This window comes from Thiomicrospira pelophila DSM 1534, from assembly GCF_000711195.1.
In the GTDB taxonomy this organism is placed as follows: domain Bacteria; phylum Pseudomonadota; class Gammaproteobacteria; order Thiomicrospirales; family Thiomicrospiraceae; genus Thiomicrospira; species Thiomicrospira pelophila.
The window spans coordinates 933,166-955,472 of the sequence record NZ_JOMR01000001.1; the positions used below are offsets into that span (position 1 = coordinate 933,166).

The window sequence follows — 22,307 nt, forward strand, 5'->3', positions numbered from 1 at the left end:
TATGAGAACTTTTCTAATTCCAATAATATTGAGCATTTTTTTTGCGGCACAAAGCGTTCAAGCACAGTCAGACCTGAATCTGTTTGTGGTTGAGAAACCAGTTGAAAAATATCATTCAAGCCAGCTAAACGATTTACTGACCTCGTCAATGAGGGATTTATTGATTCGCGTCGTGGGTGGGGAGGCGGCGTTAAACCATCCACAAGCCGAAACTTATATAGAACAAGCGCGTCGATGGGTCAAGAGTTATCAGGTTGAAAATCGAGAGGTAGACGGCGTGGTAGTGGGGCAAAAGCTGGTGGTGCAGTTTGATCAAAACCGTTTGTTACGTGATTTTCAGCGCGACGGGATTCAAGTTTGGCCATTAAGCGAACGTCCTAGAACTTTGTTGATTGGGCAGTGGGAACAACAGGGTTTAAAAGTGAATTTGAGTGATGAAAGTTTGCAGTATCGTGTTGATTTAGATTATCGCGATTACGCTAATCTTTTAGCTTTATTTATGACAGAGCCGGAGAAAGAAGCAGATTTTAACGGTATTAACCCAGAGCGTTTGGTGTCTCGAAACAAGTTAAATAACGAACTGGTTTCGATGGCGAGTGCTGCTGGGGCGGATTATGTTTTGGTATTTAAGGCCGACGTTATTGGTGATGTTTCAAGTTTGGTTTGGTCTTTGTATGAGCGTGAAAGCGGTGAGCGCGTTTTGCAATCGGATGAAACTGGCGAGGACTTTTTAAGTTTGTTGCAAGGCACTTTTGATAGTTTGCTTGAGCTTTATTCGCGTCCATATCGTGAAGGGGCTGACAGTTATGGTTTGATGAGTTTGACGGTGGAAGCGATTCCATCTTATGAAGCCTTGATTGAAATGGAAAGGTTTTTAAAACAATTGCGTCCGGCGCTGAACGAGGTAAGTATGGTTGAGGTGGATGGCCAACAAGTTCGTTTTGATATTTTTTACCAAGGGCGTTATTCGAACGTGGTCAAGTTAATGGAAGGCGTGCCAAATTTACGTTTAATTGAAGAGTCGCTTTTTGGCAGTCAGTTAAAAGGGCGTTTTGAGCCATGAGTCATAAAACCATGTCGGTGCAATTGCCGCTTAAAATTAACCTGCGAGAAGACGCTAGTTTTGAGACGTTTGTAGCTGAGCAAGAATCAATTGCTTTGGTTTTAAGCCATTTACAACAGCATGATAATGCTCGTTATGCTGGTTGTTATTATTTTTTTGGTGAAAGTGGCGCAGGTAAAACGCACCTGTTACAGGCATCTTGTCGCTTTTATACCCAAAGGCAACGTCAAAGTGTGTATTTCCCACTATCTAATAGTGCCTTGCCTCTGATCCCTGACGTATTGAATGGTTTAGAAATTACTGACTTGGTTTGTTTGGACGATGTGGATCAAATTATCGGCCAGACAGACTGGGAAAGGGCTTTAGCAAACTTTTTAGCTAAGTCGCGCGTGTTAGGCCATCGTGTATTGTTAACAGGTTCGGCCGATTTAATTCATTGGCCGGTGGTGACAGATGAGTTAAGACGCGAGCTAGTATCAATTATGCCAGTGCATTTGTTTGCTTTGCAGGGTTCAAGAGAGCTGGTTTTAGCCTTACAACGCCATGCGTTATACAAGGGGTTTGAGTTACCGATCGAAGTGGGTAATTTTCTCCTCAAGCGTTTTTCGCACGATTTGCAAGAACTATTAGTTGTACTAGGTCTATTGGAACAAGCTACGCTGGCCGAAAAGCGGCGCTTAACCTTGCCGTTTGTCAAAGATGTTTTGGCGAGATAAATTGGGCGCTTTAAACCAAACCAGTTAAAAAATTAATAAGGGAATAAATATGGAATGTCGTAAAAACAATACCAGAGTTATGGGTTTTTTAATTATGATAGCTCTGAGTTTGTTGGCCACTATGGTGCAGGCCGAGACTAAAGAAATTGAGTTTGTGGATTTAGAAGGTAAAAACGTGACCTTATCTGACTTTAAAGGTCAGTGGGTGGTTGTAAATATTTGGGCAACTTGGTGTCCACCATGCATTAAAGAAATGCCGGACTTAACGTTTTTCCATGAAAAATATAAAGACGATGGCGCAATTGTATTGGGTGTCAATTATGAAAATATTCCGGTAGAGAAGGTGCGTAGTTTTACTGAAGAGCTCATGGTTACGTTTCCGATTGTGCGTTTCAAAGATATTGACTTAAATGCCAACAAAACCCCGTTTGGGCCGTTGCGAGGCTTGCCAAGTACTTACATGGTGGCGCCAAGTGGACATATCGTGGCGGGGCGTGCTGGTATGGTGGATCAAGAAACGCTGGAAGCATTTATACAAGAATATGAGGCTAAAAACCCGCAATAAAAGACGGTTTGAAGCCTAAGTGGTGGATACACCTTAAGGAGAGAGGTATGAAGATTATTGTATTGAGTTTAGCTTTTTTGCTGGGTGGATTATCGGTGCCTAGCTGGGCCGCCGATTTTTTTGATCAGAGTTTCGGCGACTTTAAAGAAGAAGCGGCGATGGCGCGCGATGAAGGCAAGCTGGGCGTATTTGTATTTTTTGAAATGGATGATTGCCCTTTCTGTCACCGTATGAAAGAAACGATTTTGATTGAGCCGGATGTTATAGAGTATTTTAATCAACACTTCAAAGCCTATCGTTTCGATATAGAAGGGGCAAGTCCGGTTGTTGATTTTGACGGCACCGAGTTTGCCTCCGGCCAGGAAATGGCGGAGAAAAAGTATCGAGTGCGTGCTACGCCTGTCATGATTATGTTTGATAACGATGGTAAGGTCATGGCGCGCTATACTGGACCAACAACGACTAAAGAAGAGTTTTTGATGTGGGGTGAGTTTGTGGTGAGTGGCGAATACAAAAACATGCCATTTACACGTTACAAACGTGCACAAGCACAAAAGTAGCGAGTTGAGTATGAAGCGACTTAATATTTTGAGCTTGGTTTTTTTGAGTGTATGTGGCAGCAGTTATGCTCAACAGGAACCTTTGCCAATACCGCTAACCTTGGAATATGTGCTTGAATTACCGGCGACAATGAGCCCTGAAGTAATGAGACAAAAAGCACGCCTGCTTCAGAGTCAAGCGCAACAATTCGAAGTCAATGCACAAGATCGGGTGAAATTTAATTTGCAAGCTCGATTGGGTAAGCGTGAATTCTTAGGTGAGGATCAAGATTACAATATGGCGGCACTGCATATGGGTCTGCCGTTGTATGATTTTGGTCGTACTGCGAATCAAGACCAGGCCTGGTTGTATGACACCAAAGCCAACCAATATCAGTTGGAAACCATTGAAAAACAATACCGTCTGGATTTAATGCAGGCTTTTTTCAATGTATTGTTGGCCGACTTAAACTACCGAGTTGAAAATGAAGCCATGGCGATCGCCTATGTCACCCTTGATAAAATCCAGGAAAACTATGAACTCGGACGTGAATCGGATACCACTTTGTATGAGGCTGAAGAACAATACCAAAAAGTATTTGTAAAACGCCAACAAGCCCAAGCTGATTTGCGTCGCTCTAGGATGTTATTAGCCAATGCGATGGGGCATTCGGATGCGATTATTTCGCGAGTCAGCTTGCCGGACTTATCGAAGTTGCCTGAAAATCTGTTAAAAGTGGAAGATTATTTAGCATTGGCGATGGATAATAATCCGCAAATATTGGCGATGAAGCAGGCATATGAAGCCAGCGGTTATAGAGTGGAGAGTGCACGTGCTGGCAAGCGTCCGGAAATTCGCGCGGATGCTTGGGTAGGTCAGTTATCGAGTTATCCAGAACAGCGTGAAGGTCATTACCATGCTGAATTGTCGATCAAGATGCCTTTATATGATGGCGGCTTAACCAAGTCACGCATTGATCGAGAACGTGCGCAGCAACAAGAAGCTCAAGCAAATATGTATCAAGCCCAGCAACAGGTTCGTGATCAGGTTACAAATTTATACTTCCAATTAAGTTTGCTGGAGGTTGAAAAGCAGGCGGTGCAAGCCGGTCAAACCTTCGCGGATTACAATATAGATTACAAACGCGCGATCTATGAAAATGAGTTGCAGACCGATTTAGGCGATGCGATGGTCAGAATTTCGCAAGCGCAATATGACGCTTTGGCCTTTGATTTAAAGCGCGCTTTATTATGGGCAAAAATGCAAGCGTTAACCGGACAGGATGATTTGTCGCAGGCGAAGGTTGTTCAGCAAACAGGTACAGATTCGGAGTAAAGACATGATAAAACTTATTTTATTAGTGCTGGCCAGTTCAATGATGGCTTTGAGCATTCAAACTCAAGCCGCCGAGGTTAAAGTAGGCGCGTTGGTGACAGGCCAAGTGACGCAGGTTTTGGTGAAAACCGGTCAAAAAGTGAGCGCAGGGGATTTGGTTTTAAAAATTGATGATCGTCGTTATCAAGCTAAATTGAAAGCCTTGCAAGCGGAAGTAGCTTATCGAGCAACGGCTTTGGCGGATATGCAAATTGAGTTTGATCAAACTCAGGATTTGTATGACCGTACAGTGATTGCGCGGCGTCCTTATGAACGTGCAAAAACGGATTTTGAACTAGCCCAAAATGCGTTGAATAAAGCCCAAGCTGAGCTGGAAATGCATCAGGCCTGGTTGGATTACTTTCAGGTGAAAGCCCCCGTTTCGGGTGAAGTGAAGACGGTTATTACGAAAGGGTCGACCGTGTTTAAAGAAAATGATGCGCTATTTAGTTTGGAGATCAAATAATGTCAGCGTTAAAAAATCAACTTCAGTATGGCGTAAAATATTGGCGTTTAGCGATTCACCTAACCTTTAAAACCCGCCGCTTTGGGGTAAATAATCAATGGTGGGCACGTCAGCCGTCGGTGATTGGCTGGGAGTGGTATCAAATTTTATGGGGTATTGTGACCGTGATGCCGATTGTACGCAATGTGCAATCTATGAAGGTGCGCAGTTGCATTGGTTGGATTCCGCAGTCTGACTGCGAGGCACTGGGATTTTCACGTCAAAAAGACTAGAATGGGCAAATTATCTAGCAAAAGCTAATTTTCAAATAATCCAATCTACAAAGGCGCCTTATGTCAGAACAGAGACAATCCTCTCGATTTGCCCGCCAGTTTTTAGTCACCGACTATCAGGATGAACACTTTGAACTGGCTTTTGAGGGTTGGGATGTCAATTTAACTGGCTTGAGTTTCTGGGTGAATGACCCGGACTTATTCATGCCCGGTCAAGTTCTGGCGTTGCGCGTTAAATCTGAAGACACGGCTGAATTTTACGCGTTGGATAGCGTCGAAGTGGTCCACCTGCAAGAACGTGACGGATTGGTTCTGTGTGGTTGCCATATTGCGCAAGTCACGAGTGACCAATTATTAGCCCACCATCGTTTAGTTATGTTGAACGAAGCCGCTGCTAGTCAGTCCATGTCTGATTCTGAATTACGTGAATTTGATTTTAATCAAACCGGCTCAAGTCTGTCTTTTCAGCCGGACGATTATCAGCAAGCTAGTTTCGCGCTTAATTTAGCGGTAGAGGAGCTCACTGGTGGTGTACAGTCGGATGAAACCAGTTGGGAAACCCTTAATCATGGATTGGAAGATTTACTGAGCGAAGTGGATAAGGATCAGCAGCAACGTGTTTTATCTTTAATTGCTGGGTTTAAACGTTTTCATCAGTCCCAAGAGTCGCGAAATGAACAGGTGTTGGCGCTGAGTTTATTGGCTAAGATGTTGGTTCACACCCCAGAGACGGAAGCTGATCGCTTGTCTTGGCAAACCTTGTTACGTGATTTTGAAACCCGCTTTTTAGATGAGCGTTTATTGTTGGCGTATGATTTGATGCATCAAGGGCTAGAAGCTGGCGATGCTTTGCAGAGAGCCTCGGATCAATTGGCCTTGGAGAAAGAACCTGTTTAGTCATCGGTGGTGACTGAGTGTTAAAGTGAAGAATACGTCTTTTAAATAAACGCTTACAAATTGAAGAATCTTCAGCAAGAAGCCTTAAGCCCAGTTATTAATATCTGAGCTAAAGCGTTTCAGACCTATTGCAGATTATCTCGCTAATTTATCCATCAAGAATGTCATAAAGTCAGCTTGCGGAACATTCTGGCTGGTTTCATCACGACGATGTTTGTATTCAATCATGCCTTCATCCAAACCGCGCTCACCCACCACAATACGGTGTGGAATACCAATAAGCTCCATGTCATTAAACATGACACCGGGACGTTCGTTGCGATCATCAAACAGCACTTCAATACCTTTAGCGGTTAATTGTTGATAGAGCTGTTCGACGACTTCTTTAACACGTGGTGATTTGTGCATTTGCATCGGTACGATACATACCTGGAAAGGCGCAAGAGAATCTGGCCAGATAACGCCTTTTTCATCATGGTTCTGCTCAATTGCGGCCGCTACTACACGAGTTACACCAATGCCATAACAACCCATTTCTAACGTTTGGGCGCGACTGTTTTCGTTGAGTACATTCGCATTTAACGCGCTTGAATATTTATCGCCCAGCTGAAAAATGTGGCCGACTTCAATCCCGCGTCGAATTTGAATGGTGCCTTGTCCATCTGGGCTTGGGTCACCTTCAACTACATTACGAATGTCAGCCACCAGGCCTGGTGTTACATCACGCTCCCAGTTGACCCCCGTTACGTGATAGCCAGTTTTGTTGGCGCCGCATACAAAGTCACTTAAATAAGCGGCCGCGCGATCAACGATGACCGGAATGTTTAAACCAATTGGTCCAATGGAACCAGCATCGCAGCCGGCCACTTGTTTAATTTGGTCTGCGCTCGCGAAGGTCATCGGTGAGGCGACCTGTGCTATTTTTTCGACCTTGATGTCGTTGATCTCATGGTCGCCGCGTAATACCAAGGCAATCACTGGATTGGCTTCATCTGCCCCTTCGACCAGTAGCGTTTTGACCGTTTGGGTTGGCGGTATATTTAGGAGCGCACAGACTTCATCAATTGTATGCGCTTTTGGTGTCGCTACTTCGCTTAAGGCTTGTGATGCCACCGGACGCTCGCCGCTGGGTGCCAGCGCTTCGGCCAGCTCTACGTTGGCGGCAAAGTCGCTTTGGGTTGAAAAGGCAATCGCATCTTCACCTGAATCCGCTAGTACATGGAATTCATGTGAGCCGTCGCCACCGATGGAACCTGTGTCGGCTTGCACCGCACGGAAGTTCAAGCCCATGCGGCTAAAAATGCGGTGGTAAGTGTCATACATAACTTGATAGGTTGCTTCTAAGCTGGCGCGATCTATATGAAAAGAGTAGGCATCCTTCATTATGAATTCACGTGAACGCATCACACCAAAGCGTGGACGAATTTCGTCACGAAATTTGGTTTGAATTTGGTAAAAATTAGCCGGCAGTTGTTTGTAGCTGCGGATTTCTTTACGGATTAAATCGGTAATCACTTCTTCGTGGGTTGGGCCTAAACAAAACTCACGATTGTGGCGATCATTAATCCGAAGCAATTCAGCCCCATATTGTTGCCAACGACCTGATTCTTGCCAAAGTTCGGCCGGTTGAACCACCGGCATCAGTACCTCCTGTGCGCCAGCTTTATCCATCTCTTGACGAATAATGTTTTCTACCTTACGTAACACTCTTAAGCCTAAAGGTAGCCAGGTGTATAAGCCACCGGCTAAGCGGCGGATTAAGCCCGCACGAATCATTAGCTGGTGGCTGATGATCTCGGCTTCGGCTGGCGTTTCACGAGTGGTAGCGAGCAGGAATTGCGATGTTTTCATGTGTGTTAGGCCTTGTTGTTCAGCGTATTATTCAAATTAAGTGCGTATTTTAGCATGTGGATGCTTTGTTTTGGCGAGTTCAAAACGGATTCTTTGTCCTCGTGGACTTGGGTTTACAGTAGAATAGTCTCAATATTTAACAGCTTGAGTTTGGAGCCAGGAAAAACATGTTATACACCACGGACGCGTCTGTTTTTGAAATCACCCCAATTAGAGTCCTAACACCTAAAGACCGTAATGGATTAGTTCACTGTATCCGCGATTTGGTTGAGCAAGATTATCCGATTACGTTGCGCGCGGGCGGCACATCACTGGGCGGTCAGGCCATAGGTTCGGGCGTAATCGTTGATGTATCTAAGTATCTGAATCAAATTATTGAGTACCGTCCGCAACAAAAACAAATCAAAGTCGAGCCGGGTGTGATCCAGGATGATTTGAATGATTACCTGAAAGCAGACGGTTTGATGTTTGCGCCTGATACTTCAACCTCTAATCGTGCCATGATTGGCGGTATGGTGGGGAATAATTCGGCGGGTGCTTATTCGGTTTATTACGGTACCACGCGAGAACATGTGGTGTCGCTGGATGCAGTGTTGGCGGATGGTGCGGAAGTTGTGTTTGAAGATTTGTCGGCGGATCAGTTGGTGCAAAAAATGCAGCAGACGGATCTGGAGGGCGAGATTTATCGCGAAACCATGCAGTTGCTTGAAACCCACCAAGCCGAAATTTTGGTGCAGTCGCCCGATTCGTCGATTATTCGACGTAATACCGGCTACGCGCTGGATGTGATGTTGCGTGAGCATCAACCATTTAATTCGAAAGGTAAGCCTTTCAGCCTAGTACCGTTAATTTGTGGTAGCGAAGGCACATTATGTACGGTGACCGCGGCCACTTTGAACTTGGTAGAGAGGCCAAAGTTTCGCCAGTTAATTTGCGCACATTTTGATTCAATTGACGCGGCTTTAAATCAGGTGGAAGGCTTGTTGAAGTTTAAACCAGCCGCGATTGAGTTGATTGATAAAGCCACCTTGGATGCCACTCAAACGAATAGCGAACAACAAGCGAATCGTTTTTGGATTCAGGGCGATCCGAAAGCAGTTTTGGTGGTTGAGTTATTTTATCAAACCAAAGCGACATTAACCAAGCGTCTAGCCGAGTACCAGGCCTGGTTGTTAGAGCAGGGCGCCTATGCTGCGCCGATTATTGATCCGGCGGATGCGTCAAGAGTATGGTCATTGCGTAAATCTGGTTTGGGCTTGTTAATGGGCAAACGTTCACGCAAAAAAGCCGTCGCGGTGATTGAGGATGCGGCCGTACCCGTATCGAACTTGCCCGCTTTTTATCAAGCGGCGCAAGCATTAATGACTGAGTTTAATTTGAATGCCGTTTATTATGGGCATGCTTCAGTCGGTTTAATTCATATTCGACCTGAGTTGGATTTGGCCAAGCCTTCTGATCGCGAAGTGTTTGCGAAATTGGCGGCGCGTTTTTCAAGCTTGGTTAAACGCTTTCGCGGCGCGTTATCCGCTGAACACGGGGATGGACGAATTCGTGCTCCTTACTTAAAAGAACAAGTTGGTGAAGAGGTTTATGCAACCTGGCAAACCCTTAAGCAAACATTTGATCCGAAAGGCTTGTTTAATCCAGGCGTTATTTTAGGTGAAACACCAATTACGCAAAACCAGCGTGCTGACCGGCAGCCCAGCCATAAACTTGAAACCGGCTTTGATTGGCGTGCCGATATTAGCTTGATGGATGCGGTTGAAAAATGTAATGGTGCGGGCACTTGCCGTAAATCAAACGGTTTAATGTGCCCGTCTTACCAAGCGACTCGTGAAGAGGCTTATTCGACTCGCGGACGCAGTAATTTATTGCGTCGTGCTTTAACAGAACCAAACCCGAAAGTAGCTTTAAGTGGCAATGAATTGCAGGACGCGTTGAGTCATTGTTTGTCCTGCAAAGCCTGTAAGACTGAGTGTCCAGCCAGTGTTGATTTGTCGCGTTTAAAGGCCGAAGTTACTTATCAACTAGGCATTAAAAAGTCGGTGGCTTGGGCTTTAAAGCGTCAGCATAAATTAATGAGTTGGGGGGTGCGACATCCTAAGTGGTTTAAGTGGTGGCAAAACTTTGGTTTGTCTAAACGTGCGTTGGGGGTTGATCGCCGTCGTCGGTTACCTGGTGCGGGTGCGTTTAGTTTAGAAGCTTGGTGGAATAGTTTAAGCAGTCAGCAGCTAGATCCAATGGCTGAAGGCGATGTTCGCCAAAAAGTATGGGTATTGTGTGATTTATTTAGCCAATTCCAAGAGCCAGAAGTGGGTAAAGCAACATTAAGCAGTCTGATTAAACTGGGTTTCGATGTTAAACCAGTGTTTATGAAAGCTTCGCCCCGAACCTTAATCAGCCAAGGGTTATTGCCGCAAGCCAGTGAAGAGCTGGCGCGTTTAATTCAAATGCTGAATCAGGTTGAGCTGGATGATTATATTATTGGGGTTGAACCTTCCGAAGTCATTACTTGGCGCGACGAAGCCAAAGATTTATTACCTAAGACAGCCGATGCATTTGATTATCGACAGGTTCGTTTATATGAAGAGTTAATTGTGGACTTAGTGGCGCAAAAACGCTTGCCCAAGTTAGCGAGTGTGAATCGTAAGTTGTGGTTGCATGTGCATTGCCATCAAAAAGCTTTGGCCAAACCCGAACACGTAGAACAAGCATTAGCTCAAGTACCAGGCCTGGTGGTTAAAACTATTCAAAGTGGTTGTTGCGGCATGGCTGGAGATTTTGGTTATCGCCAATATGATTTGTCGGTGAAAATCGCCGAACAAGCCTTGTTGCCAGCCTTGGCTGAAGCTCAAGCAGAAGATTGGGTAGTGGCGACCGGTATTAGTTGTCGAACTCAGGTTGCCGATTTAACCGAGCGTAAAGCACAGCATGTCGCGCAAATTTTTGACCATGTATTGCCTGAACTGGAGATGCGTGATGTTTAAACCTTTATATCTGGCTTCGATGTCACCGCGCCGGGCAGAATTGTTAGGTCAGCTGGGTGTGAGTTTCAAAACCGTGAATGCCCCAATTGAAGAGGTGGCTTTGCCGAATGAAGATGCGGAATCCTTTGTTAAGCGGATGGCGATAGAAAAAGCATTGGATGGTTTCAATAAATTAGCGGGCGCGCATATTTGGGTAATTGGCGGGGATACGCTAGTTAAGGTTGATAACCTTGTACTGGGCAAACCCAAAAGCCAGGCCGATGCGATGCGGATGTGGCGAAAGCTGTCTGGGCGAGCACATGAAGTTTTATCGGCTGTCGCGGTGGTCAATGATGGTGAGGCTTTTTGTGCACTGAACCGAACCTGGGTGTATTTTAGAGAAATAAATGAGCAAGAAATGCAGGATTATTGGCAAACCGGTGAGCCGATTGATAAAGCCGGTTCTTATGCCATTCAAGGCTTAGGCGCACAGTTTATAGAGCGTATTGATGGCAGTTATTCAGCCGTAATGGGGTTGCCTTTATTTGAACTGAGTCAGTTGCTAACACAGGCTCATTACTATGAGGCGTTTCAATGAGTAATGAAGAAAAGGTACTGGTAAATATCACACCTAATGAAACCCGCGTGGCTTGGGTAGAAAATGGTGTGCTTCAAGAGGTTTGGGTGGAACGCACCAAAAAGCGTGGCCTGGTTGGTAATATTTATTGGGGTCGCGTCGATCGTGTGTTGCCCGGTATGCAAGCGGCGTTTGTTGATATTGGGTTAGATCGTGCTGCATTTTTGCATGTCTCGGATTTATCACAGGCCTTAATCGAACAACGTGCACCGAATGATCCAGAGGACATCAGTAAGTTGCTCTATGAAGGACAAAAGCTCATGGTTCAAGTGGTGAAAGACCCCCTTGGAACCAAGGGGGCTCGAGTAACGATGCAAATTTCTTTGCCATCTCGCTTGTTAGTTTATATGCCGGCCGAAACAACCTTGGGTGTGTCTCAGAAAATTGATCAACCTGAAGAGCGTGATCGCCTTAAAGATGTTATCCGTCAAATTCAGGAAACTCAAGAGGTTGAGGGGGGCTTTATTTTACGTACAGTCGCTGAAGGTGCGGATTTTCATGAAATTCGAGCGGATTTAACTTATTTGCAGCGCTTATGGCAGGGAATTGTATCTAAGTCAACTCAAGCTAAAAAACCTAAACTGATTTATGAGGATTTACCTCTCTACTTAAGAATTTTGCGTGATATTCCGAACGAAGGCATTGAAAAAATTCGAGTCGACTCGGCTGAGACTTTTCAAAAGATGCAGGCCTTTGCCAAGATGTATGTGCTTGAAGTCACAGATAAGCTCGGGCATTACAAAGGAGATCGCCCGATTTTTGATCTTTACAATATTGAAGATGAAATTCAATCTGCGTTAGAAAAACGCGTGATGTTGAAGTCTGGCGGGTATTTAATTATTGATCAAACTGAAGCCATGACCACCATTGATGTGAATACCGGCGGGTTTGTGGGGCACAAAAATTTAGAGGAAACCATTTACCGTACCAATCTGGAAGCGACTCAAGCGATTGCTCGCCAGTTGCGTTTGCGCAATCTGGGCGGCATCATTATTTTAGATTTAATTGATATGGACGATAAAGAACATCGAGCCCATGTTTATGAAGCTTTGAGTAAAGCTTTAGCGCGTGATCGGGTAAAAACATCCATTAGTGAGATATCACGCTTAGGTTTGATTGAGATGACGCGTAAACGCACACGTGAGAGTTTAGAGCGGATTTTGTGTCAGCCTTGTCCAATGTGTAATGGGCGGGGTGTCGTGCGCACGGCTGAAACGGTCGCTTATGAAATTTTTCGAGAAATTACGCGTATGGATAAATCGTTTAATGCCGATAAATACCGCGTGATTGCGGCTGAGTCAGTCGTGGCAAGAATTATGGATGAAGAATCCGATGCGGTGGCCTCGTTAGAAGCTTTTTTAAATAAATCTATCCGCTTTCAAGCTGAAAGCAGTTACCCGCCTGAGTATTTTGATGTGGTGATGATGTAGTCATGTTTTTTAAGTCGATACGCCTTTTTTTAGAGGGTTTGATCCTTTTGTTGGCTGTTTATTTTGTTATCACTCGTGCTCTGGTAACTTGGGTTCAGCTGGCACCAAATCAGGTAGCGGATTTAACCTATAATTTAAGCGGCGTTCAAATTGATTTCGACAGTCTAAAGCTCGAGCAGACTTGGACAGGGTTTAAGTTACAAGTCCAAAACCTTCATATTGATCAACCATCGATGCACTTAAACATGCAAAAGCTGTTGGTTGATTATCACCTGCTATCACCCATTTGGCCGAGCCTACCTTATGGTGAACGTCTTGAGATTCAGCGCGGTTTAGTTCAATTGTCTAAAACCGATACGGCTTCAGGTGTCTTTGAAGTTGAGTCTTCGTTATATCGAGCTTCAAAGTTCTGGCGCCGCGCCAATATTACCGATTTACGCATCGAGTTTGAGCCCCGTGCCGCGCTTCAAATCGGCTCGTTGCAAGTGAGTCGAGCTGAACGCTGGAATGCGTTGGCAGATATCGATTTAATTTATGGTGATAAACCGCGGTCAGCCAATTTTCAAGTGCGTGCACGTTTGATTGAGGATGTGTTCGGTTTGCTGTCTTCAGGTGAAATAAGTGTGCGCCAGACAAGTGGTTTAGATTTTGATGTTGTAAGTCACCTTTGGCCGTCTATTAAACCAACTATTGATCGTTTGCCTAGAGGTGAATTTCAATTTGATGGGTCGGCTGTCGTCAAAAAGCGCAAGCTTAATAATCTGTTAGTTAATTTGAATCTTGAAAAATTAAATTGGGCTCATGCCAGCCCTGGTTTACCCAGGTCTGCTTCAGCTCAGTTGAACTGGGATCAGAGCGCAGTAAAGAACGATTTAATGCAAGCTAGTTTATCTAACTTGCGCCTGGATCAAACGGCCGTGCCAGATTGGTCAGCCGTTGTCTTAACTAAACAAGATGAACGTATTCGATTACAGTTATCTCAGGCGTCTTTAATTCCTTTTAAACCTATCCTGCATTCGATTGCAGGAGACTATGTAGATTCCTTGCAGTCATTTGAATTACGTGAGGTTGATGCTGCTTTTAATTTGACACAAGCTCGATTTGATTCTTTGAGCGCAAAAGTGGATGAGTTTTCTTGGCAAAATCCGGCATTAAGTGTTGGTGTGCAAGGTTTTGAAATTCAGCATGATAAGAATCAGGTTCGCTTCACTTTTGCCGAACCCGTTGCGCTCAGTACGCATCATACGGAGCAACAAAATTATTTGCTAGATTTTGGATCAGGCCTGGTGCTTGATTACCAAGATAACCACCAGGCCTGGTTATTGAGAGAGCATCCGCTCTGGTTAAATGAGTTCCCAATTAGCTTGAAAGCGCAAGGCGACTTTAAAGGATTTGTCGATCTTAATGTGTATGCAAAGGCTTCAACATTAGAACAAGTTAAAAGCTCGTGGTTGCCATTTGGGCTGATGAAGTCTAAGTTGAAAGGTTGGTTAAAAACAGCCTTAATCAGTGGTGGTGAGGTTGAGGTTGAAGCTTGGTTAAAAGGTCGTTTATCGGATTTTCCATTTGACACGGGGCCGGGCGAGTTTAGGGTCTTGGCTCAAATTGAGAATAGTCGCATGGAATTTAACCCAAATTGGCCCATGTTGTATGACTTTGATGCGATGCTTGAGTTTACCCCTTTTAATTTAAGCATAGCTTCTGCTAAAGCGTCTATTTATGATGCGTTAGTGGAAGATATTAAGGTTAATATCGCCAATCTTAATAAGCCTGATATTGCGGTTGAATTAAGTGGTGTCGTAACGACGCAGGCACAAAATGGTATTAACTTTTTGCTGGCGTCTCCTCTGGCGGATAGATTGCGGATGAGATCCTTTCTGGATAGGCAAGTTCAAGCCGATGGGAAATGGTTGGTCGAGCTAAATAAACTTTGGGTGCCGGTCAAAGGTTTTCATGATCAACGCGCTCGTTTCTCTGGCAAAGTGGGTTTTGATGATTCAAATTTAGTACTGTTTAATCGACTGGATTTCAGTCAGTTATCCGGCCAATTTTCATTTGATAATCAAGGTGTCTCAACGTCTCGGTCAATTCAAGCAAAGGGTTTAGGGGCCGAAAACATCCGGCTAGATATCCAAACTGATTCTGAAAAAAAACGCGTGAGTTTAAATGTTAAAGGTGAATCAAAGCTAAATGACAACTACGGACTTCAAGGACGCTTGCCATTTAGAGGGCAGATCAATGTGCCTTATAAAACGGATCGCCCAGCCCCCCTTGAAGTCAATCTGGTCGCGGATTCAGCCGCCATTATCAGTCGCTGGCCTTCCCCATTTAAAACGGATCAGATTAACCTACAAGATTGGCAGGCTCAGATTAGAATGCTCGATGGGCAAATGTATTTAGAATCCAGCTTGTCGGATCAACTGCATATGCTTAGCCAAATAGTCTTTCAAGCTAATGAACCCCCTGCACTTGAGTTTGCAAGGATAGGTTTGGGAGGGGATGGACCCTTGAAGCCTGGCTCTAAAGGCGTGCACTTTAATGCGATCTTAGGTGAACTTGATGTGGATGCTTGGTTAGCAATGGCGCCGGTATTAAGCACTTTATTTAATAGCCAAAAAAAGTCAGAACAAGGCATGACAGGGTTTGTTTGGGCTGAATCTCAGATTCAAACCCCGCGTCTTCATTTTTTAAATCAGGAGTATGACGATTTAAGTTTAACTTGGCAGTCAGACCCCGTAACTCAACAAATTAAAGCAGACGTTAAAGCGGCCTATTTACAAGGCCAGATTGAATATTTAAAAGCAAGCGGGGTGGATGTCTCGATAGAGCACGCTCAAATAAAATGGCCCAAAGCACAAAACCAAGTAACGAATACACAGCCTAAAACTTGTAAAACCACTGTTTCAAAAGCACTTTGGCCCGATATTAGACTGCGGGCACGTCATATAATCTTAGCGGATAAATTGATTGATTCTTTATCCTTTAAGGTGGAGGACCGTCAATCAGTGCGGACTTTATCCGATATTAAGTTTAGTTTTGCAAACCAATTGGGTGAAGGTACGGCTAATTATTACTGGCATAAACCATTGAATAAAAGTGACTTGGCGTTAACGCTTCAAAGTAAGCGGGTAGCCGACTTAAGTGATTTTATTGGATTCAAAAAGGGCTTTACTGGGAAAGAGGGTCAGTTTAAAACAAAGCTAATTTGGTCTGAAGGAATACCGTGTTTTAGCCTTAATAAAGTTGAAGGAGATTTTGAATTAGCCTTTAATGATGGCGTGATAGAGCAAGTTGAGCCAGGCTTGGCTCGACTGATCGGTTTGCTAAGTGTGGACTCTTTTCTTCGACGATTAAAACTGGATTTAAAAGACGTTACCAATGAAGGAATGGAATACGACAAAATTAGAGCAAATGGAACAATCGCGAGTGGAAAAATTGATCTTCAGCGCTTTAATGTATCCTCTCCAGGTGCTCAGGTCGACATGAATGGACAGATAATACTAAAAGAACAGTTGTTTGACTTAGATGCACAAGTCACGCCCGCTATGGGGGCTGCTTTACCTACCGTGGCTACTCTCTTAGGTTTAGCCAATCCAGTGACGGGGGTGCTAGCCTATCTGTTAGCTAAAAACATATCTTTTATAAATGAAGATATAGTTACCTATAAATATAAAATCACAGGTCCTTGGAAGCAACCTGAAATCAAAAGTAAGGGCAGTAGTGTACTATTCAAATAAGCTAAGTGCTTGAATCTAATAGCGACCTTAAATTATTGTCATAAAAGTTTAAAAAAACAGTTGCAAGCAAGCGGGGAGTCTGTAGAATACGCCTCACTTCGCAGCCAAGGGTTGTGAAGGAGAAAAAAACGCAGTTGAGAAGTGAAAAATAAATTGAAAAATTTGATTGACACATCTCGCTGAGATGGCTAGAATAGCCGGCTTGCTAAGAGCGAAAGCGACAAGCAAAACGAATTAAGAAGTTCTTTAAAAATCAGGTAATTCAGAGATAATTTATGTGGAAGTTCACTGAGTGAGCGGAAGCAAAAATTAACTCGAAACGACAAATGAAGTATAGGTAGAAGAAATTCTTCCATGTTAACTTTGTCAATTCCGAGTGTTATAAAAATGTTCAAGATTAAACTGAAGAGTTTGATCCTGGCTCAGAATGAACGCTGGCGGCAGGCCTAACACATGCAAGTCGGACGGAAACGATAGGAGCTTGCTCCTAGGCGTCGAGTGGCGGACGGGTGAGTAATGCATGGGAATCTGCCCTTTAGTTGGGGATACCGTATGGAAACGTACGTTAATACCGAATGAGATCTACGGATGAAAGGTGCCCTCTTCTTGAAAGGTATCGCTAAAGGATGAGCCCATGTTAGATTAGCTAGTTGGTGAGGTAATGGCTCACCAAGGCATCGATCTATAGCTGGTTTGAGAGGATGATCAGCCACACTGGGACTGAGACACGGCCCAGACTCCTACGGGAGGCAGCAGTGGGGAATATTGCACAATGGAGGAAACTCTGATGCAGCCATGCCGCGTGTGTGAAGAAGGCCCGAGGGTTGTAAAGCACTTTTAGTGAGGAGGAAAGGTTAGTAGTTAATACCTGCTAGCTGTGACGTTACTCACAGAAAAAGCACCGGCTAACTCTGTGCCAGCAGCCGCGGTAATACAGAGGGTGCAAGCGTTATTCGGAATTACTGGGCGTAAAGCGCGCGTAGGCGGATTGTTAAGTCAGTTGTGAAAGCCCTGGGCTCAACCTAGGAACGGCGATTGAAACTGGCAGTCTAGAGTTTAGTAGAGGGAAGGGGAATTTCTGGAGTAGCAGTGAAATGCGTAGATATCAGAAGGAACATCAGTGGCGAAGGCGCCTTCCTGGACTAAAACTGACGCTGAGGTGCGAAAGCGTGGGGAGCAAACGGGATTAGATACCCCGGTAGTCCACGCCCTAAACGATGTCAACTAGCTGTTGGTCTTATTAAAAAGATTAGTAGCGCAGCTAACGCGATAAGTTGACCGCCTGGGGAGTACGGTCGCAAGATTAAAACTCAAAGGAATTGACGGGGGCCCGCACAAGCGGTGGAGCATGTGGTTTAATTCGATGCAACGCGAAGAACCTTACCATCCCTTGACATCCTGCGAACTTTCTAGAGATAGATTGGTGCCTTCGGGAGCGCAGTGACAGGTGCTGCATGGCTGTCGTCAGCTCGTGTCGTGAGATGTTGGGTTAAGTCCCGCAACGAGCGCAACCCTTATCATTAGTTGCTACCATTTAGTTGAGAACTCTAATGAGACTGCCGGTGATAAACCGGAGGAAGGCGGGGACGACGTCAAGTCATCATGGCCCTTATGGGATGGGCTACACACGTGCTACAATGGTCGGTACAAACAGTTGCGAAGCCGCGAGGTGGTGCTAATCTGAAAAAACCGATCGTAGTCCGGATCGGAGTCTGCAACTCGACTCCGTGAAGTCGGAATCGCTAGTAATCGTGAATCAGAATGTCACGGTGAATACGTTCCCGGGCCTTGTACACACCGCCCGTCACACCATGGGAGTGGGTTGCAAAAGAAGTGGGTAGTCTAACCTTCGGGGGGACGCTCACCACTTTGTGATTCATGACTGGGGTGAAGTCGTAACAAGGTAGCCCTAGCGGAAGCTGGGGCTGGATCACCTCCTTTAAGAAAAGCTAAAGCGAACTCTTTGAGCTTTCACATAAATTGTCTCTGAATTACAGATAAAAAGAACACGCCTGGGTGCAGCTCAGGACACAAGACCTGGGTCTGTAGCTCAGTTGGTTAGAGCGCACCCCTGATAAGGGTGAGGTCGGTGGTTCGAATCCACCCAGACCCACCAAATTACCCGCAGCAAAAAAATCAGGGGTTGTGAAACACAACTGATTGAGTAATTATTAGGGGTTATAGCTCAGCTGGGAGAGCGCCTGCCTTGCACGCAGGAGGTCGGCGGTTCGATCCCGCCTAACTCCACCAAATAACAACCGCTCATGTGGTTTTAGTTAATCAAGATTAAGTCTAAATTAACTGAGAATATATGAGCGGTTCTTATTGCCAGAAAGGGAAGCGAATGATAATATTCCGCTTCTCGGTAGTAAGCCGAAGTTCTTTAACAATTAGGAATAGATCTCTTCTAAAGAGAAGGTTATAAAACGTTGATGAGACGGATTTATAACCAGCAATAATGATCTCCAATCATTATTGTAGTAATAGGTATACATGTATCTTGATGAGTAATCTCAAGCGAACATGTCAGCGAAGAATCTTAGTTACGTTGTATGCTCAAAAGTTAAGTTTTGATTGAATGCAAGTTCAATACAAAAGGTCAAAACGAACGTAGGTTGCTTTTGAGTTGTATAGTTAAGTGATTAAGCGTACACGGTGGATGCCTAGGCGGTAGAAGGCGATGAAAGACGTGATAGCCTGCGATAAGCTTCGGTGAGGTGGCAAATAACCTTTGACCCGGAGATTTCTGAATGGGAAAACCCATCCTTTCGAGGATATCCCTATATGGGAGGCTAACCCGGGGAACTGAAACATCTAAGTACCCGGAGGAAAAGAAATCAACCGAGATTCCCTAAGTAGCGGCGAGCGAACGGGGACCAGCCCTTAAGCAATAATAAAGTTAGTAGAACAGTCTGGAAAGTCTGACGATACAGGGTGATAGTCCCGTATATCAAAACTTTTTTATTGTGAAATCGAGTAGGACGGAACACGTGAAATTCTGTTTGAACACGGGGGGACCACCCTCCAAGGCTAAATACTCTCTACCGACCGATAGTGAACCAGTACCGTGAGGGAAAGGCGAAAAGAACCCCAGAAGGGGAGTGAAATAGAACCTGAAACCGTGTACGTACAAGCAGTGGGAGCAGACTTGTTCTGTGACTGCGTACCTTTTGTATAATGGGTCAGCGACTTACTGTGTGTTGCGAGGTTAACCGAATAGGGGAGCCGTAGGGAAACCGAGTCTTAAATGGGCGTTTAGTAGCATGCAGTAGACCCGAAACCGGGCGATCTATCCATGGCCAGGATGAAGGTTGAGTAACATCAACTGGAGGTCCGAACCCACTAATGTTGAAAAATTAGGGGATGAGCTGTGGATCGGAGTGAAAGGCTAATCAAGCTCGGAGATAGCTGGTTCTCCCCGAAAACTATTTAGGTAGTGCCTCATGTCTCACTCTTGGGGGTAGAGCACTGTTATGGTCTAGCGGGCCGTCAAGGCTTAGCAGCCCATTGCAAACTCCGAATACCAAGAAGTGCAATCATGGGAGACAGACAGCGGGTGCTAACGTCCGTTGTCAAGAGGGAAACAACCCAGACCGCCAATTAAGGTCCCTAAACTATGCTCAGTGGGAAAGGATGTGGGAAGGCTTAGACAGTCAGGAGGTTGGCTTAGAAGCAGCCATCCTTTAAAGAAAGCGTAATAGCTCACTGATCGAGTCGGCCTGCGCCGAAGATTTAACGGGGCTAAGCATAGTACCGAAATTGCGGATGTTTTTAACATGGTAGGGGAGCGTTCTGTAAGCCTGCGAAGGTGTGCTGTAAGGCATGCTGGAGGTATCAGAAGTGCGTATGCTGACATAAGTAGCGATAAAGGGAGTGAAAAGCTCCCTCGCCGAAAGCCCAAGGTTTCCTACGCAACGTTAATCGACGTAGGGTTAGTCGGCTCCTAAGGCGAGGCCGAAAGGCGTAGTCGATGGGAAACAGGTTAATATTCCTGTACTTTTTATTACTGCGATGGAGGGACGGAGAAGGCTAGGCCAGCTTGGCGATGGTTGTCCAAGTTTAAGGTGGTAGGCAGAAGACTTAGGTAAATCCGGGTCTTTAATGCCGAGAACTGATGACGAGTCCAATAGGACGAAGTGGTTGATGCCATGCTTCCAAGAAAATCTTCTAAGCTTCAGGTAATAAGAAACCGTACCCCAAACCGACACAGGTGGGCAGGATGAGAATTCCAAGGCGCTTGAGAGAACTCGGGTGAAGGAACTAGGCAAAATAACACCGTAACTTCGGGAGAAGGTGTGCCCTTGATGGTGAAGGACTTGCTCCGTAAGCTATTGAGGGTTGCAGAGACCAGGTGGCTGCGACTGTTTATTAAAAACACAGCACTGTGCAAAATCGAAAGATGACGTATACGGTGTGACGCCTGCCCGGTGCCGGAAGGTTAATTGATGGGGTTAGCGTAAGCGAAGCTCTTGATCGAAGCCCCGGTAAACGGCGGCCGTAACTATAACGGTCCTAAGGTAGCGAAATTCCTTGTCGGGTAAGTTCCGACCTGCACGAATGGCGTAACGATGGCCACACTGTCTCCACCCGAGACTCAGCGAAATTGAAATCGCGGTCAAGATGCCGTGTACCCGCGGCTAGACGGAAAGACCCCGTGAACCTTTACTACAGCTTTGCACTGGACTTTGATACTATCTGTGTAGGATAGGTGGGAGGCTTTGAAACCCGGACGCTAGTTCGGGTGGAGCCATCCTTGAAATACCACCCTGATATTATTGAGGTTCTAACCTCGGTCAGTGAATCCTGGCCAGGGACAGTGTATGGTGGGTAGTTTGACTGGGGCGGTCTCCTCCTAAAGAGTAACGGAGGAGCGCGAAGGTACCCTCAGCACGGTCGGACATCGTGCAATGAGCGCAAGAGTAAAAGGGTGCTTGACTGCGAGACTGACACGTCGAGCAGGTGCGAAAGCAGGTTCTAGTGATCCGGTGGTTCTGTGTGGAAGGGCCATCGCTCAACGGATAAAAGGTACTCCGGGGATAACAGGCTGATACCGCCCAAGAGTTCATATCGACGGCGGTGTTTGGCACCTCGATGTCGGCTCATCACATCCTGGGGCTGAAGTCGGTCCCAAGGGTATGGCTGTTCGCCATTTAAAGTGGTACGCGAGCTGGGTTTAGAACGTCGTGAGACAGTTCGGTCCCTATCTGCCGTGGGCGTTGGAGAATTGAGGGGGGCTGCTCCTAGTACGAGAGGACCGGAGTGGACGAACCGCTGGTGTTCCAGTTGTCATGCCAATGGCACTGCTGGGTAGCTACGTTCGGAAAAGATAACCGCTGAAAGCATCTAAGCGGGAAACTTGCCCCAAGATGAGTTCTCCCTAGACTATAAGTCTTCTAAAGAGCCGTTCAAGACCAGGACGTTGATAGGCAAGGTGTGGAAGCGCAGTAATGTGTGAAGCTAACTTGTACTAATTACTCGTGAGGCTTAACTATACAACTCAAAAGTGACTTAACTGGCATGTGAGCTTGAGATAGTCAAGATATATGTAATCCTAAGGAAGAGATCGATTCCTAAAGCAAAGAATTTTAGCGAGGTGTGTAATCACATCGAGCAAAACCGAATTGCTTGGCGACCATAGCGGAATGGAACCACCTGATCCCATCTCGAACTCAGAAGTGAAACGTTCCAGCGCCAATGGTAGTGTGGGGTTTCCCCATGCGAGAGTAGGTCATCGCCAAGCTCCATACATCAAACCCCTCGTAAGAGGGGTTTTTTTTTGCCTATTCTTTTTCA

General features: G+C 45.4%; 13 protein-coding genes, 2 tRNA genes and 3 rRNA genes. 17 read left to right on the forward strand and 1 reads right to left on the reverse strand.

Annotated elements, in window-relative coordinates:
- Position 1: 1 nt before the first annotated feature.
- The 8 genes from N746_RS0104480 to N746_RS0104515 are packed head-to-tail and all read left to right on the forward strand — an operon-like array spanning position 2 to position 5,893.
- Positions 2-1,063, forward strand: coding sequence for a DUF2066 domain-containing protein (locus N746_RS0104480; protein ID WP_081835982.1), 1,062 nt, complete (start codon positions 2-4; stop codon positions 1,061-1,063).
- A complete protein-coding gene (hda, locus tag N746_RS0104485) occupies positions 1,060-1,779 on the forward strand; it encodes a DnaA regulatory inactivator Hda (RefSeq protein ID WP_245603338.1) in 720 nt (239 codons plus the stop codon). The genes N746_RS0104480 and hda overlap by 4 nt, the downstream gene beginning before the upstream one ends.
- Before the next feature lie 49 nt (positions 1,780-1,828).
- The gene (locus N746_RS0104490) at positions 1,829-2,344 is read left to right on the forward strand and encodes a TlpA disulfide reductase family protein (RefSeq protein WP_029934291.1); all 516 of its coding nucleotides are present in this window, start codon (positions 1,829-1,831) and stop codon (positions 2,342-2,344) included.
- Between the two features lie 47 nt (positions 2,345-2,391).
- Positions 2,392-2,904, forward strand: coding sequence for a thioredoxin family protein (locus N746_RS0104495; protein WP_029934292.1), 513 nt, complete (start codon positions 2,392-2,394; stop codon positions 2,902-2,904).
- Positions 2,905-2,914: 10 nt separating this feature from the next.
- On the forward strand, positions 2,915-4,219 hold the full coding sequence (locus tag N746_RS0104500; RefSeq protein WP_051678509.1) for a TolC family protein: 1,305 nt from the start codon (positions 2,915-2,917) through the stop codon (positions 4,217-4,219).
- Positions 4,220-4,223: 4 nt separating this feature from the next.
- A complete protein-coding gene (locus N746_RS0104505) occupies positions 4,224-4,724 on the forward strand; it encodes an efflux RND transporter periplasmic adaptor subunit (protein ID WP_029934294.1) in 501 nt (166 codons plus the stop codon).
- The gene (locus N746_RS0104510; RefSeq protein WP_029934295.1) at positions 4,724-4,996 is read left to right on the forward strand and encodes a hypothetical protein; all 273 of its coding nucleotides are present in this window, start codon (positions 4,724-4,726) and stop codon (positions 4,994-4,996) included. Before N746_RS0104505 ends, N746_RS0104510 begins: the two co-directional genes overlap by 1 nt.
- A 60-nt stretch (positions 4,997-5,056) precedes the next feature.
- The gene (locus N746_RS0104515; protein WP_029934296.1) at positions 5,057-5,893 is read left to right on the forward strand and encodes a hypothetical protein; all 837 of its coding nucleotides are present in this window, start codon (positions 5,057-5,059) and stop codon (positions 5,891-5,893) included.
- Positions 5,894-6,028: 135 nt separating this feature from the next.
- On the opposite strand, the gene N746_RS0104520 is transcribed toward N746_RS0104515, so the two are convergent.
- A complete protein-coding gene (locus N746_RS0104520) occupies positions 6,029-7,744 on the reverse strand; it encodes a proline--tRNA ligase (RefSeq protein ID WP_029934297.1) in 1,716 nt (571 codons plus the stop codon).
- Positions 7,745-7,911: 167 nt separating this feature from the next.
- Here N746_RS0104520 and N746_RS0104525 point away from each other — a divergent pair, with 167 nt between their 5' ends.
- From N746_RS0104525 to rrf, 9 genes are all read left to right on the forward strand, one after another.
- Complete coding sequence (locus N746_RS0104525) at positions 7,912-10,731, forward strand: FAD-binding and (Fe-S)-binding domain-containing protein (RefSeq protein ID WP_051678510.1); 2,820 nt, start codon at positions 7,912-7,914, stop codon at positions 10,729-10,731.
- Complete coding sequence (locus tag N746_RS0104530) at positions 10,724-11,308, forward strand: Maf family protein (RefSeq protein WP_029934299.1); 585 nt, start codon at positions 10,724-10,726, stop codon at positions 11,306-11,308. Before N746_RS0104525 ends, N746_RS0104530 begins: the two co-directional genes overlap by 8 nt.
- Entirely contained in the window at positions 11,305-12,777 is a 1,473-nt protein-coding gene (gene rng / locus N746_RS0104535; protein WP_029934300.1) for a ribonuclease G, read from the forward strand. Before N746_RS0104530 ends, rng begins: the two co-directional genes overlap by 4 nt.
- A gap of 2 nt (positions 12,778-12,779) precedes the next feature.
- Positions 12,780-16,514, forward strand: coding sequence for a YhdP family phospholipid transporter (locus N746_RS0104540; protein WP_029934301.1), 3,735 nt, complete (start codon positions 12,780-12,782; stop codon positions 16,512-16,514).
- A 399-nt stretch (positions 16,515-16,913) separates the two neighbouring features.
- A 16S ribosomal RNA gene (locus N746_RS10405) occupies positions 16,914-18,455 on the forward strand.
- A 98-nt stretch (positions 18,456-18,553) separates the two neighbouring features.
- Positions 18,554-18,630: transfer RNA gene (locus N746_RS0104550), tRNA-Ile, on the forward strand.
- 58 nt (positions 18,631-18,688) lie between these two features.
- Positions 18,689-18,764 (forward strand) — tRNA-Ala (locus N746_RS0104555).
- 382 nt (positions 18,765-19,146) lie between these two features.
- A 23S ribosomal RNA gene (locus N746_RS0104560) occupies positions 19,147-22,006 on the forward strand.
- 132 nt (positions 22,007-22,138) lie between these two features.
- Positions 22,139-22,254, forward strand: a 5S ribosomal RNA gene (rrf, locus tag N746_RS0104565).
- Together the 16S, 23S and 5S rRNA genes with 2 tRNA genes alongside form the textbook arrangement of a ribosomal RNA operon.
- The last annotated feature ends 53 nt before the right edge of the window (positions 22,255-22,307 follow it).

Bases quoted from the DNA above. Each gene is read 5' to 3' on its own strand.
- N746_RS0104530 (WP_029934299.1), top strand. From the start codon at position 10,724: ATGTTTAAACCTTTATATCTGGCTTCGATGTCACCGCGCCGGGCAGAA.
- N746_RS0104520 (WP_029934297.1), bottom strand. From the start codon at position 7,744: ATGAAAACATCGCAATTCCTGCTCGCTACCACTCGTGAAACGCCAGCC.
- hda (WP_245603338.1), top strand. From the start codon at position 1,060: ATGAGTCATAAAACCATGTCGGTGCAATTGCCGCTTAAAATTAACCTG.
- N746_RS0104500 (WP_051678509.1), top strand. From the start codon at position 2,915: ATGAAGCGACTTAATATTTTGAGCTTGGTTTTTTTGAGTGTATGTGGC.
- N746_RS0104525 (WP_051678510.1), top strand. From the start codon at position 7,912: ATGTTATACACCACGGACGCGTCTGTTTTTGAAATCACCCCAATTAGA.
- N746_RS0104490 (WP_029934291.1), top strand. From the start codon at position 1,829: ATGGAATGTCGTAAAAACAATACCAGAGTTATGGGTTTTTTAATTATG.
- N746_RS0104515 (WP_029934296.1), top strand. From the start codon at position 5,057: ATGTCAGAACAGAGACAATCCTCTCGATTTGCCCGCCAGTTTTTAGTC.
- N746_RS0104480 (WP_081835982.1), top strand. From the start codon at position 2: ATGAGAACTTTTCTAATTCCAATAATATTGAGCATTTTTTTTGCGGCA.
- N746_RS0104540 (WP_029934301.1), top strand. From the start codon at position 12,780: ATGTTTTTTAAGTCGATACGCCTTTTTTTAGAGGGTTTGATCCTTTTG.
- N746_RS0104510 (WP_029934295.1), top strand. From the start codon at position 4,724: ATGTCAGCGTTAAAAAATCAACTTCAGTATGGCGTAAAATATTGGCGT.
- N746_RS0104505 (WP_029934294.1), top strand. From the start codon at position 4,224: ATGATAAAACTTATTTTATTAGTGCTGGCCAGTTCAATGATGGCTTTG.
- N746_RS0104495 (WP_029934292.1), top strand. From the start codon at position 2,392: ATGAAGATTATTGTATTGAGTTTAGCTTTTTTGCTGGGTGGATTATCG.
- rng (WP_029934300.1), top strand. From the start codon at position 11,305: ATGAGTAATGAAGAAAAGGTACTGGTAAATATCACACCTAATGAAACC.